Genomic DNA, 13,223 nt, shown 5'->3' with positions numbered 1-13,223 from the left:
GAGGAGTGGCGCTCCTCCGGCATTCTGATGCTGAGTCAGAAAAGGTCTTCGGGGGATCATGTGATGTCAAGGCATCCGGCGCACGGCCCCACGACCGAGCGCTCAGCCCCCCGCCCCCATCCGGGCGTCCAGCTCCCTCACGTGCCGCTTGAGGGCCACGGTGCGGTAGCTCTCCTCCACCCACTCGCACAGCACCTGCAGGGAGGGCGCCCCCTTCTCCGCCAGCGGGACGGACACCCAGCCGGAGCGGCCCAGGCCGTATCCGGTGGGCTCCGCTCCCGGCGCTGCCATCGCGTGCCCGTGCAGCGCCTCGTCCTTGAGCTTGACGGACAGGCCGGGCTGCGCGGGCCCGTCGGTGCTGCCCAGGAAGACGAAGATCTTCTTGTTCACCTTCACCACACAGTCCTCGGGACCCCAGGGATACTCCTCCACGGCCTCCGGAAGGCCGAGGGCGAACTCCCGCACCGCCTCCCACTTGCGCACTCCGGACTTCATCAGCGCCTCCCGTCGATCGTCTCCCCACGCTAACGGAGCCCGACGGGACATCCGGGGCGCGACCGCACCGCGCGGCCGGGGAGCCGCCCGCGCGGCGCCCGGGCGTCTGCGCACCCGCGAACGAGCGAAGTCCCGTGGCGGTGGGGGCCACGGGACTTCGCGTACAAGGGGCGCCGGTCCGAGCGGATCAGCGCGTGCCGACCGCCGCACGTACCGCTCTGCGCGCCATCCCGGCGTCGTCGTGCAGGCGGCGGAGCAGCAGCCGCTGCTCCTCACCGCAGGACAGCGAGCCCGCCGGCAGCGGCTGCGTCGGGGCGGTCGCCAGCATCGAGCGCTGGACCGCCGTCTCGGACATCCGGATCTCCCGGGTCAGCACCAGCATCAGATTGACCAGGAAGGCGTCCCGCGCGGCCGGACCCGCCGACTGGGCGAGCCGGCTGATCTGGGCACGGGCGGCCGGGGCGTCGCCCAGGACCGTCCACAGCGTGGCGAGGTCGTAGCCCGGCAGGTACCAGCCCGCGTGCTCCCAGTCGAGCAGCACCGGACCGGCCGGGGACAGCAGCAGGTTCGACAGCAGTGCGTCACCGTGGTTGAACTGCAGCGCCGTGCCCGACAGCTTCACGCCGTGCAGCAGCTTCTGCAGGTCGCCGAGATCCCGGTCGGTCAGCAGGCCCAACTCGTAGTCGCGGGCGATCCGCCGCGCGTAGTTCATCGGGGTGCCGAACAGCTCGGCCGGGGGCCGCCACTGGTTGACCCGGCACACCGCGCCCAGGGCCGCCCGCAGGTCCACCCGCGGGGGCGGCTCCACCGGATGCCGCTGCAGGGCCGCGACCCGGCCCGCCATCCGCTCCACCACCAGCGTGCAGTTCTCGGGGTCGGCGGCGATCAGCCGCGGCACCCGGACCGGCGGGCGGTGCCGGACGAAGGTCCGGTATGCCGCTATTTCGTGCCGGTAGCGCTCGCGCCACTCCGGCGAGTGGTCCAGTAAAACCTTCGCGACGGCGGTCATCCGCCCTGTGGTGCCCACCAGGAGGACCGAGCGGCCGCTGCGCCGCAGCACCTGCACCGGCGCGAACTCCGGACAGATCCGCTGCACCGAGGCGAGCGCGGTGCGCAGTTGCGCCCCCTGCGGCCCCGAGAGGTCGATCCTGCCGCTGACGGGTTGTGCCCCGGTACCCGGCATGCGCCGCGCCCGGACGGTGCCCTGCACCGGTGCCGACGGGCGGCCGGGTTCGAGGTAGGGGCCGCCGCCGGCGGGGAGCGTGCGGTGCGGCCGGACCGGTGCGGACACGGAGGACGTTGCTGCGTACATGGTGATACGGATCCCTTCGTGCGCCGACGAGTTGCGTACGCCGCCCCGCCGGATCCCGTGCTTCACCCTGGGGAGTTCCGCCGGTGACCGGGTCGGGGAGGCGCATTCCTACCTGACACCCGGCGCGAGGTGGCGAACCATCGGGCGTGCCCTGGCGAAGCCTGGCGAATAGTCGCTGGGCATCTGACGGGGGGCTACTGTCAACTCAGCCGAGAACCTGGGGGCTTGACGTGAGCAAAGGTCCAAACACCCGCTTGAACGACCTGTTCGGCCTGGCCGGCTGGTCGAAGGGCGAACTGGCGAGGATGGTCAATCGGCAGGCGGCGGCCATGGGCCACCCCCAGCTGGCCACCGACACCTCGCGGGTACGGCGCTGGATCGACATGGGGGAGACCCCGCGCGAACCGGTGCCCACGGTACTGGCAGCACTGTTCACCGAGCGGCTCGGTCGTGTCGTGACCATCGAGGACCTCGGGTTCGTACGGCAGCGGCGCACCTCCAGACGGCAGCCGGAAGGGGCTCGTGAGAACCCCGACGGGATGCCGTGGGCGCCCGAACGCACAGCCGCGGTCCTCACCGAATTCACGGGAATGGACCTCATGCTCAACCGTCGCGGTCTGATGGGCGCGGGCGCCGTGCTCACCGCCGGCTCTGTCCTCAGCAACGCCATGTACGACTGGCTGCACACCGACCCCGGCCTCGCCAAGGAGGCGCGGCACTTCGGGGAGGCCTTCCAGGCCGATCCCGCCGGATACGACCGCTACGAGGCGGCCCCGATCGGCTCCCAGGAGATCGAGGCCCTGGAGCGCTCCGTCGAGGTGTTCCGCGCCTGGGACGCCTCCAGAGGAGGCGGTCTCCAGCGCAAGGCCGTCGTCGGCCAGCTCAACGAGGTCGGCGGGATGCTCGCCTACCACCACCCCGACCACCTCCAGCGGCGCCTCTGGGGGGTGGCTGCCAACCTGGCCGTGCTCGCGGGCTGGATGTCCCACGACGTGGGCCTGGAGCCCACGGCGCAGAAGTACTTCGTCATCGCGGCCCACGCGGCCCGCGAGGGCGGCGACCGGCCGCGCGCCGGCGAGGCGCTGTCCCGCGCCGCCCGGCAGATGGTCCACCTGGGCAAGCCGAACGAGGCCCTGGACCTGATGAAGCTCGCCCAGTCGGGCTCGGGCGAGCAGACCCTGCCGCGCACCCGCGCCATGCTGCACACCATCGAGGCCTGGGCGCAGGCCGCCATGGGCAAGGGCCAGGCCATGCGCCGCACCCTGGGCGAGGCGGAGGAACTGTTCGTCTCCGACAAGGGCGACGTGCCGCCGCCGAGCTGGATGCAGCACTTCGACGAGGCCGACCTGCACGGCATGCAGGCCCTCGCCTACCGCACCCTCGCCGACCACGACGCCTCGGCGGCGCCGATCGCCGCGCGCCACGCCCGCGAGGCCCTGCGGCTGCGCGGCGAGGGCTACCAGCGCTCGCAGATCTTCGACTACATCTCCATGGCCTCGGCCTGCTTCATCGCCGACGAGCCGGAACAGGCCGACCGCTACGCGCGCCTCGCCCTGGTCTCGATGAACGAGACCTCCTCGCACCGGACCTGGGACCGGCTGCGCGAGATGTACCGGCTCACCGCCCAGTACTCCGGCTACCCGCGCATCGAGGACCTGCGCCAGGAGATCAAGCTGGCCCTCCCGGACAGCCCGGCGCAGCGCGCCACGGGGGTGTAGTCCCACGCCGACCCCCGTCCGCCCCGAGTGCCCCCCACGCCGCGTACGCGTACCACGCCGTGTACGTGTACGGAGACGAGAAAGGCCGCGCCCTCCGGCGCGGCCCCTGAACCAAGTGGGCCCTGAAGCCCGTACGGTTGTCGCCCGTTACCCGCCCACACGGGCCACGAGCACGCAGGCGTCGTCCTCCCGCTCGCTTTCGCCGAACTCCTCGATGACGATCCGTACGCACTCCTGCGCCGACCTCGCCGCCGAGAACCGCGGCGCGAGCGCCAGCAGCCGCTCGGTACCGTCGGCCCGGCTGAACTCGATGCTGCGCGGAGTCAGTCCGTCCGTGTGCAGCACCAACAGGTCGCCGGCCTCGAGCCGTTCCTCGGCCTGTCCGTACGAGGCTCCGGAGGTCGCGCCCAGCAGGACGCCCTCCGGGGGCAGCAGGGACCGGCCCGACCCGCGGCGGAACAGCAGCGGTGCCGGGTGACCCGCCTGCGCCCAGGACAGCACCCGGCGCGCGGGATCGTAGCGGCAGCACACGGCCGAGCCGAGCGCCGGCTGCACGGACGTCTCCAGGAGCTGGTTGAGCCAGCCCATCAGCGGACCGGGTTCGATCCCCGCCATGGCCATCCCGCGCAGGGCGCCCAGCATCATCGCCATCCCGGAGGTGGCGGTCACCCCGTGCCCGGTCAGGTCACCGACCGTCAGCATCGAGCATCCGTCGGGGAGTTCGAGCGCGTCGTACCAGTCGCCGCCGATCAGCGCGCTGGTCGCCGACGGCAGGTAGTGGGCGGCCACGTCCAGCGTGCCCGCGCTGCTGTGCGGGAACCGCAGGGAGCCGCGCCACGGGGGGAGCACGGCTTCCTGCAGCTCGACCGCCAGCCGGTGCTCGGTCTGCGCGATCTCCCGCTGGCGCTGCAGCGAGTCACGGGACTCGCGCACCGCGCGCTGGCTCCGGCGCAGTTCACTCACGTCCCGCAGCACGGCCCACATGGAGGCCGTGCAGCCGTCGGAGTCGAGTACCGGCTCGCCCCTCATGTGCAGCGTCCGGACGCGGCCGTCGGCCCGGACGATGCGGAACTCGCCGTCGATCGGTTTGCCGTCCACCAGGCAGGCGGTGACCCACGCGGTGAGCAGCGGCTGGTCCTCGGAGAACAGGGTGGAGCCCAGTTCGTCGAGGGGGAGCGCGCCGGCCTCGGGCGAGCGCCCGAAGATCTGGAACAGCTCGTCGGACCAGCTGACCTCGTCCGTCAGCAGGTTCCACTCGGCGCTGCCGACGCGGGTCTGGGCCTCGGGCCCGGCCTCGGGCGCCGCCTGGGGGAGCTCGACGGTCTCGGGTGCCGGAGGCAGGCCCTCCTTGAGCTGGTCGAGGTGCTCGCGGAGGTCGTCGAGGTGGTGGACGGCGAGATCGCACAGCGCGCGCTGCCAGCGGCCCTGGGCGTCGTCGTCGTCCACGACGGTGTCGCGGCGGACCGCGTCCACTTCTCCCCGCAGCCGTCGGGTCTGAGAGATCAGCGCGTCCACCGACCCCGGCTCTGGCGGCTGCGCGGAACGGTCCGCGAACAGGTGGGACGGCATGAGGACTCCGATACAGGCGCGGCACGGCCAAGTCTGAAGGAAGGACCGGTAACGACTGTGGCACAGGGCGCGACGGCGTGTAAGACGTTTGGCAACATCCGCAACGTTCTTGCTTGTGGCATATGCCGTAGGCCTTCCGGCGGTTGACGACTGTACGAACGAATCCGGTCAGCGCCCTTCGGCGGGGCGGGACCGGCACCTGCCGGTCGGGGCCGGAGCGGGGTGTCGGACGCGGCCGGAAACCGGCCCTCCATCGGCCGCCGCTCGATCGTACGGCCGAGCTGTGCGAGGTCGGCCCGCCGTCGTACCCGCACCCGGCCCGGATCAACGAGCCTCACCGAGATACCCCCGAACGGAGGACCCCCTGCCGCGAGTCGCCGCGGAGCAGAGGCTTCCCACCGCTCCGGCGGGTCGCTACTCTACGTGCCGGTAACGAACCGGGGGAGGTCCGCGCGGGCGGGCCCGCGCAGCGTGGGGACACAACGACATGAGCGGGTACGACCACGCCGCCGGGCAGGACCGCGCCACGCGCCGGGACGTCACCACCGGTCAGGAGCGCGCCACGCGGCCGACCGGCCCCGCCGGGCAGAGCCGCCGGTCCTTCCTCACCTACCTCGTGGCGGCGCCGACCCTCGCCCTCGTCACCCGCGCCGGCGCCGACGCGCTCGCCCCGCAGCCCGCCCACGCCGTGGTGCCGTCCCTGCCCGCCATCGCCGATGTCATCGACCTCGGCGACCTGTTCATCCTGGCCGGGGCACCCACCTCCGCCCTGCTGGCGCTCGCCGTGGAAGCGGACGGCACCATCCGCTTCCGGCTGCCGCGCGAGGAGGTCGGCCAGGGCCTCACCACCGCGGTGGCCATGCTGGTCGCGGAGGAACTCGACGCGCCGCTGGCCGACGTACGCGTGGAACTGGACGACGCACGGCCCGAACTGCTCTTCAACCAGCTCACCGGATCCTCCAACTCGATCCGCTCCCTCTACGGACCGGTCCGCCAGTGCGGCGCCACCGCCCGGGCCCGCCTCGTCGCGGCCGCCGCCCGCCGCTGGGGCCTCTCCGCGGCGTCACTGACCACCTCGAACGGCGCCGTCCGCGCCCCCGACGGCCGCACCGCCGACTACGGTTCCCTCGCCGCGGCCGCCGCCGACCCCGGCCTGATCGCCCTCGGCGCCACCCCCAAGAAGACGGCGCAGCACACGCTCGTGGGCCGGCCCACGACTCGCGTCGACGCCCGCGCCATGGTCACCGGCGCCCAGCAGTACACCCTCGACCTCGACGTGCCCGGCGCCAAGCCCTGCGTGGTGCGCCGCCCGCCCACCCTCGGCGGCACCGTCCGCGCCGTCGCCAACCTCGCCGCCGTCCGGGCCATGCCCGGGGTCCTGCACGTGGTGACCGTCCCCACCGGGGTCGCCGTCGTCGCCGAGACCTTCGGACAGGCCATCACCGCCAAGTCCGCCCTCCAGGTCACCTGGGGACCCGGCCCCGCCGACCAGCTGTCCGACACCCAGATCCGCGCCAAGCTGCGCGCCGCCACCCCGCCGCTGCTGGTACCGCCCCTGCTGACCCCGTACGTGGACGCCGAGTTCGACTTCGCCTTCGTCAGCCACGCCCCGATGGAGACCAACTCCGCCATCGCCGACGTCCGCGACGACCGCGCCGAGATCTGGTCCGGCCTCAAGTCCCCGATCGTGGCCCGCGAGACCATCGCCGCCGACCTCGGTCTGCCCCTGGACAAGGTGAAGGTCCACGTGGTCCAGGCCGGCGGCTCCTTCGGCCGGCGGCTCTTCTTCGACGCGGCCCTGGAGGCCGCCCGCGTCTCCAAGGCCTGCCGCCGCCCGGTCAGGCTGATGTGGACCCGCGTGGACGACACCCGGCACGGCCGGATGCGCCCCGCCACCCACCACAAGATCCGGGCCACCCACCTGCTGGGGGAAGTCCTCAGCTTCGAGCACCGGGTCGCCGCCGCCGAGACCGACTTCCGGCACGGGCTCGGCGAGATCATCACCGCCACGGCGGCGAGCCTGCCGTCGGGGATCGGCAACGCCACCCTCGCCCAGACCCTGTTCCTGACCACGGTGAAGTCCCCGTACCACTTCGGGCTCACCACCCAGGCGCTCACCGAGGTGCCCACCGGCATCCCCACCGGATCCTGGCGCTCGGTGTACTCCGCCAACACGCGCGGCGCCGAGGAGATCGTGGTCGACGAACTCGCCGCACGAACCGGCCGGGACCCCTACCGCTTCCGCCGCACCTTCCTGAAGACCGACGCCCAGCGCGCCGTACTCGACAAGGTGGCGACGGAAGGGGAGTGGGGGCGGCCGATGGAGGCGGACTGCGCGCAGGGCATCGCCTTCCACGAGGAGTACAAGTCCCGCACCGCGTGCCTCGTCGAGATCGACACCCGGGACCCGGAGCACGTCCGCGTCACCAAGGCGGTCATCGCCGTGGACGTGGGCCTGCCCGTCAACCCGCGCGGACTGGAGGCCCAGATGATCGGCGGTCTGACCGACGCCATCTCCACCACCCTGCGCGCCGGCCTGCACCTGGACAAGGGGCTGCCCCTGGAAGGCAGTTACAGCCAGTTCCACTGGGCGCGGCAGCGGGACACCCCGCGTGACGTACGGGTCTTCGTGCTGCCCGCGACCGGCGAGGAGCCGGGCGGGGCGGGCGAGCTCGGCGTGCCCGCCGCGGTCGGTGCGATCGCCAACGCCTGGGCCCGGGCCACCGGTTCCAAGCCGCGCAGCTTCCCCCTCGACTTCGACGTCGACTTCACGCCCTACCCCCGCTGACCCCCTTCCCGCCAGCCACTCACCCCCTAGCCGGTCCCGGATCCAGGAGTACGCCGTGCCCTCGCACACCTTCACCGTCAACGGGCGGAGCGTCACCGTGGACGCGCCCGACGACCTGCCCCTGCTGTGGGTGCTCCGCGACATGCTGGGAGTGCGCGGCCCCAAGTACGGCTGCGGTGTGGACGTCTGCAAGGCCTGCACCAGCCACCTCGACGGCGCCGACGTCCGCCCGTGCGTGGTGCCCGTCTCCGCGTGCGCGGGCAGGTCGGTGACCACCATCGAGGGGCTGGCGAACGGGGACGAGCTGCACCCCGTCCAGGAGGCCTGGCTCGAACAGGACGTCGCCCAGTGCGGGTTCTGCCAGCCCGGCCAGATCATGGCCGCGGTCGCCCTGCTCAAGCGCACCGCCGAGCCCACGGACGAGGACATCGACGCCATCGCCAACATCTGCCGCTGCGGCACGTACTTCCGGATCCGCGAGGCCATCCGCAGCGCGGCCGCCAGGATGTGAGCGGCGGCGGACCCCGGTCTTCCCCCGTGGATGCCGGGATCCGGCCGCTCCTGGCCAAACCTACGCGGCCCGGTGGGCGTTGGCAGGGTTCACCGTGCCCAGTGAGCCGGCGAGACGGGTATCACAGCGCACAGTGAGCGACGGGTGGTTGAATGCGCCGGTGTCCCGGTCCGACGACGTCCTCAAGCTGCACCGGCTCGCCCACGCCGGCGGATCGGCCGCGCTGCTGGAGTGGCTCTCCGCCCGCCTCGGCGGATGGACCGGGGTCGTGGACGCCGGGCGGGGCCGCGGGCCGGAGACCGCCGTGCGGGGCGCCGCCGAGCTGAGCGCCCGCGGCGTACGGTCGGCCGTCCTGCACGCCCCCGGCTCCGCCACGCTGCTGTTCGCGCTGGACGGCGGACGCGCGCTGGCCGCCGTACTGGAACAGCCGCACCACCCCGACGCCGCCACCCTGCTCGCGGACGCCGCCGTACCGCTGGCGCTCGTCCTGCGCGCCGAGGAGGCCGCGCGGCGGGAGGAGCGGGCCGCGCTCGCCGAGTCGCGGGCCCGCGAAGCGGTGCTCCACCTGCTGATGAACGGGCGGCTCTCCACCGCCCACCAGATCGCCGGAGCGCTGGGGCCCTCGCTGCCCGAGCCGATGCGGATGTACCTCGTCGAATGCCGCGCCGGGCGGCGCGCCGAGGTGGCGCGACGGTGCGAGGAGCTGACGGACGGCCGGGCCTGGATCGTGCGCTGCCCGGTCTACGTACGCCACCTCATCGTGCTCGTCCCGGCCGGCCCGGCCGCGGTGCCCGCAGGCCACGACCCCCTCGCCGAGGCGTTGGTGGCGGTGGCCCCGGACTGCACGGTCGGGGTCAGCGGGGAGCTGCGCCTGCGCGAGGCGCCGGCCGCCTACCACCAGGCCTTCCACGCCCTGGCCGTGGCACGGGAGCGGGGCGAGCGGCACGCCCGCTTCGGGCCCGGGCCCGAGCTGGTGCTCGCCGCGCACGAGGCCGGGGCCGACTGGGCGCAGGCCCTGCTCGCGCCCCTGTACGCGTACGAGCCCCGGCGTCCCCAGGACCCCGGCGGACAGGAACTGCGCACCACCGCCCACGCCTGGCTGAACTTCACCTCGCACGCCACGCGGCTGCTGAAGATCCACCGCAACACCCTCGCCGCCAGGATCCGGCTGGTCGAGGCGCTGCTCGGACTGGACCTCGCGCGCCTCGGCGACCAGGCGGCGCTCTCCCTTGCGCTGCGGCTGACCCCGGGAGCGTGGCGGGGGAACGCGGCGACGGCGGCGGCCGCCCCCGGCCTCGACGCGGTGCTGCGCGATCCGCGCGTGACCGCCTGGGCCCGCGCCCAGCTCAGCGCGCTGAGCGGGCCGGACGCCCCGCCGGGCGCCCGGGACACGGTCCGCGCCTGGCTGGCGCACGACGCGCAACTCGCCGCGGCGGCAGCGGCGCTGGGCGTCTCCGTCCCGGGCGCCCGCAAGCGGCTGACCCGCATCGAGGTGCTGCTGGAGCGCTCGCTGCTCCAGTCCCCGAGCGCCCGCCACGACCTGTGGCTGGCTCACCGGGCGGAGGAGCTTGCTGCGGACACAAGCCGCAAAAGGGATGATCGGCGAAAAGAATCGACGATCATGCCCCAATGAGGCGAATCAATGCGAAACGCGTGCTGGTCGGTGAACCGCTCGACAGCGCGCGCCTGGGCGAGACCCTGCTGCCCAAACGGCTCGCCCTGCCGATCTTCTGCAGCGACCCGCTCTCCTCCGTGGCGTACGCCACCGAGGAGATCCTGCTGATCCTGGCCCTCGGCGGCGTCGCACTGCTCCACCTCACCTGGTACGCGGCCGCCGCCATCGTCTTCCTCCTCGTGGTGGTCGTCGCCTCCTACCGGCAGACCTGCCACGCCTACCCCGGCGGAGGCGGCGCGTACGTCGTCAGCGCCGAGAACCTCGGCCAGAGCGCCGCGCTCACCGCCGCGAGCGCCCTGCTCGTCGACTACGTGATGACCGTCGCGGTCTCCGTCGTCTCCGGCGTCTCCGCCATCACCTCCGCGATCCCCTCCCTGGACGACCACGAAGTCGCCCTGTCGGTCGCCTTCGTGGTGCTGCTCACCCTGATGAACCTGCGCGGCGTACGGGAGTCGGGCCGGGTCTTCGCCATCCCCACCTACGGCTTCGTCCTCGTCATCTACCTGATGTTCGCCGTCGCCGCCGTACGCCTCGGGACCGGCGAGACCATCCGCGCCGAATCCGCCCACCTGCCGATCACCGCGGAAGGCACCTTCACCGGCATCGCCCTGGTCTTCCTCGCGATGCGCGCCTTCGCCTCCGGCTGCACCGCGCTCACCGGCGTCGAGGCGATCAGCAACGGCGTACCCGCCTTCCGCAAGCCCAAGGCGAAGAACGCGGCGACCACGCTCGCCGCGATGGGCGCGCTCTCGGCCACGATGTTCATGGGCATCACGGCCCTGGCCATGTCGTACCAGGTCCACGTCGCGGCCGACCCCACCGAACTGGGCCTGCCGCCCGGCACCGCGACCTCCACCGCCCTCGCCCAGATCGGCCGCGCCACCTTCGGCACCTGGCACTTCCTCTTCTACCTGCTCCAGGCCGTCACCGCCGGCGTCCTGATCCTCGCCGCGAACACCGCCTTCAACGGCTTCCCGATGCTCGCCTCGATCCTCGCCCGGGACCGGTACGCGCCCCGCCAGCTCGCCAACCGCGGCGACCGGCTCGTCTACTCGAACGGCGTCGTGCTCCTCGCCCTCGCCGCGATCGCCCTCATCGTCGCCTTCGACGCCCAGCTGACCCGCCTCATCCAGCTCTACATCATCGGCGTCTTCGTCTCCTTCACCCTCTCCCAGGCCGGCATGGTCCGGCACTGGGGCAAGGAGCTCGCCTCACCCGCCACCCCGCGCGAGGAGCGCATCCACATCCACCGCAGGCGCGCCATCAACGCGGTCGGCGCCTCCCTGACCGCGCTGGTCCTGGTCATCGTCCTGCTCACCAAGTTCACGCACGGCGCCTGGCTCGTCGTCATCGCCATGCCGCTGCTCTTCCTCGGAATGAAGGGCGTACGCCGCCACTACGAACAGGTCGCCCGGCAGGTCGCCGTCGCCCCCCACGTCAAACCGCGCAAGCCGGCCCGACACCACGTCCTCGTGCTCGTCTCCGCCGTGCAGGCCCCGACGCTCAAGGCCATCGGCTACGCGCAGGGGCTGCGCCCCGACACCCTGACGGCGGTCACCGTCGCCGCGGACGAAGGGGAGGCGGCCCGGCTGCGGGAGGCATGGGCCGCGCACGATCCGGGGCTCCCCCTGAAGATCCTGCACTCTCCCTACCGCGAGGTGGTGGGCCCGATCATGGCCCACGTCCAGGAACTGGCCGCGGACGACGGCACGGACGTGCTGTCGGTGGTGATCCCGGAGTACGTCGTCGGGCACTGGTGGGAGCAGCCGCTGCACAACCAGAACGCCCTGCGGCTGAAGGCCCGGCTGCTGTTCACGCCGGGCGTCGCGGTGATCGACGTGCCGTACCTGCTGGAGTCGGCGAAGTCCGCCCGGCCCGCGGGCCAGGAGGGGTAGGAGCCTCCCCGCCGGCCTGCCGGACCACCGGGGCCCGGCCCGCCGCGTGCGGGCCCGCCGTCTGCGAGGCCGCGGCGTGCCGGGCGGCGGCGTGCTGGACCACCGCCGCGTGTGCCAGCGCCAGTTCGACCACGTGCCGCGGGTCGGTGAGGGAGCGTCCGGTGAGCTGCTCCAGGCGGCGCAGCCGGTTGGAGACGGTGTTGCGGTGGCAGTACAGCCGCTGCGCGGCGTGCGTGGTCGAGCCCTGGCAGGCGAGCCAGGTCCCGAGGGTGGTCAGCAGGGTCCGCCGGTCCTCGGCGGCCAGCGCGAGCACCGGGCCCAGCACCACCTGCCGCAGCCGGCCCGCGAGTTCGGCCTGGCCGGCGACCAGCGCGGCCGGCAGCCGTTCGTCCAGCAGCGCCGTGCGCGGGCCGCCGGACTCGGGAGCCGTGCGCAGGGCCAGGGCCGCCAGCCTGTGCGCCCCCGCCAGTTCGCCCGCCGCCCCGACGACCGGGCTGACCCCGGCGCGCAGCCCGAGCGGCGCGAGCAGCTCCCGTACGGACTCCAGCGGATGGTGGCCCAGCTCCACCAAGCCGATCTCCCCCTCGCCGCGGATCCGCCACAGCACGCGCGGAGCGGAGGCCCCGGCCTTGGCGGCGGCCGGGCGGGCGGACGGGCCCTCGCCGCCGGTACCCACCACGACCACCGCGAAGCGGCCGCGTTCCGGCAGGCCCAGCCGCGCCGCGGCCTCCGAGGCCGACGGCCCCCCGGCGGGCGCCGCCCCGTCGAGCAGGACGTCCAGCAGGGCGGCCCGGCGCTCCCTGTCGCGGTCGGCGCGCACGGCCTCGGTGCGGTGGTACGACTCGGTGAGGGCGTCCGTCATCTGGTCCAGGACGTCCCATAACGCGGGCGCGCCCGGCAGCAGCCGGGGCAGCGCCGCCCGGTCGTGCGCCGCCACGGCCTCGGTGAGGGTCTGCCAGAGCAGCCGGCCGCCGCGGCGGCGGGTGCGCAGCAGGGAGGCGAGCGGCAGCCCCTGTTCGGCCCGCAGCGCCCCGGTGGCCCGGGCGTCGGCCAGCTCGAGGGGCAGCCCCCGCGAGCTGCGGACCAGGCCCTCGACGGCCTGGCGGAGGTGGTGGTGGATCCCCTCGCGCAGCTCGGCCCGGCCGAGCAGGGCGGCGTAGGCGGGATCCTCGGTCAGCGTCCGGTCGGCGAGCCGGTCCGCCGCGACGGCGAGCCGGCGGGACAGGTCCTCGCGTATCTCCTCGATGATCCGCTCCATGA

General features: G+C 73.6%; 9 protein-coding genes. 5 read left to right on the top strand and 4 right to left on the bottom strand.

Annotation, left to right across the window (positions count from 1 at the left end; all coding sequences use genetic code 11):
* Positions 1-102: 102 nt before the first annotated feature.
* Together ACZ6JT_RS21495 and ACZ6JT_RS21490 are read right to left on the bottom strand one after the other, a co-directional pair.
* The gene (locus ACZ6JT_RS21495) at positions 103-495 is read right to left on the bottom strand and encodes an MmcQ/YjbR family DNA-binding protein (RefSeq protein WP_469211892.1); all 393 of its coding nucleotides are present in this window, start codon (positions 493-495) and stop codon (positions 103-105) included.
* Between the two features lie 187 nt (positions 496-682).
* A complete protein-coding gene (locus ACZ6JT_RS21490) occupies positions 683-1,807 on the bottom strand; it encodes an aminoglycoside phosphotransferase family protein (RefSeq protein ID WP_469211890.1) in 1,125 nt (374 codons plus the stop codon).
* A 230-nt stretch (positions 1,808-2,037) separates the two neighbouring features.
* Here ACZ6JT_RS21490 and ACZ6JT_RS21485 point away from each other — a divergent pair, with 230 nt between their 5' ends.
* Positions 2,038-3,525: a DNA-binding protein NsdB gene (locus ACZ6JT_RS21485; RefSeq protein ID WP_469211888.1), complete on the top strand. Its 1,488-nt coding sequence runs from the start codon at positions 2,038-2,040 to the stop codon at positions 3,523-3,525.
* 147 nt (positions 3,526-3,672) lie between these two features.
* On the opposite strand, the gene ACZ6JT_RS21480 is transcribed toward ACZ6JT_RS21485, so the two are convergent.
* Entirely contained in the window at positions 3,673-5,094 is a 1,422-nt protein-coding gene (locus ACZ6JT_RS21480) for a PP2C family protein-serine/threonine phosphatase (protein WP_469211886.1), read from the bottom strand.
* A gap of 487 nt (positions 5,095-5,581) precedes the next feature.
* On the opposite strand from ACZ6JT_RS21480, the gene ACZ6JT_RS21475 reads away from it, so the two are divergent.
* From ACZ6JT_RS21475 to ACZ6JT_RS21460, 4 genes are all read left to right on the top strand, one after another.
* Positions 5,582-7,882, top strand: coding sequence for a xanthine dehydrogenase family protein molybdopterin-binding subunit (locus tag ACZ6JT_RS21475; protein WP_469211884.1), 2,301 nt, complete (start codon positions 5,582-5,584; stop codon positions 7,880-7,882).
* A 55-nt stretch (positions 7,883-7,937) separates the two neighbouring features.
* On the top strand, positions 7,938-8,393 hold the full coding sequence (locus tag ACZ6JT_RS21470) for a (2Fe-2S)-binding protein (protein ID WP_469211883.1): 456 nt from the start codon (positions 7,938-7,940) through the stop codon (positions 8,391-8,393).
* Positions 8,394-8,553: 160 nt separating this feature from the next.
* A complete protein-coding gene (locus ACZ6JT_RS21465) occupies positions 8,554-10,026 on the top strand; it encodes a PucR family transcriptional regulator (RefSeq protein WP_469211881.1) in 1,473 nt (490 codons plus the stop codon).
* Positions 10,023-11,963 (top strand): APC family permease, encoded by a 1,941-nt coding sequence (locus ACZ6JT_RS21460; protein ID WP_469211879.1) that lies wholly within the window; start codon positions 10,023-10,025, stop codon positions 11,961-11,963. The genes ACZ6JT_RS21465 and ACZ6JT_RS21460 overlap by 4 nt, the downstream gene beginning before the upstream one ends.
* Here the strand turns inward: ACZ6JT_RS21460 and ACZ6JT_RS21455 are convergent.
* Positions 11,881-13,221 carry an RsbRD N-terminal domain-containing protein gene (locus ACZ6JT_RS21455; protein WP_469211877.1) on the bottom strand — a complete coding sequence of 447 codons (1,341 nt, stop codon included), beginning with the start codon at positions 13,219-13,221 and terminating at the stop codon, positions 11,881-11,883. The genes ACZ6JT_RS21460 and ACZ6JT_RS21455 overlap by 83 nt on opposite strands.
* Between the last annotated feature and the right edge of the window lie 2 nt (positions 13,222-13,223).

This window comes from Streptomyces sp. NPDC046308, from assembly GCF_055588065.1.
This window is presented reverse-complemented; position numbering and strand designations above follow the sequence as displayed.

Bases quoted from the DNA above. Each gene is read 5' to 3' on its own strand.
- ACZ6JT_RS21475 (WP_469211884.1), top strand. From the start codon at position 5,582: ATGAGCGGGTACGACCACGCCGCCGGGCAGGACCGCGCCACGCGCCGG.
- ACZ6JT_RS21490 (WP_469211890.1), bottom strand. From the start codon at position 1,807: ATGTACGCAGCAACGTCCTCCGTGTCCGCACCGGTCCGGCCGCACCGC.
- ACZ6JT_RS21480 (WP_469211886.1), bottom strand. From the start codon at position 5,094: ATGCCGTCCCACCTGTTCGCGGACCGTTCCGCGCAGCCGCCAGAGCCG.
- ACZ6JT_RS21455 (WP_469211877.1), bottom strand. From the start codon at position 13,221: ATGGAGCGGATCATCGAGGAGATACGCGAGGACCTGTCCCGCCGGCTC.
- ACZ6JT_RS21495 (WP_469211892.1), bottom strand. From the start codon at position 495: ATGAAGTCCGGAGTGCGCAAGTGGGAGGCGGTGCGGGAGTTCGCCCTC.
- ACZ6JT_RS21460 (WP_469211879.1), top strand. From the start codon at position 10,023: ATGAGGCGAATCAATGCGAAACGCGTGCTGGTCGGTGAACCGCTCGAC.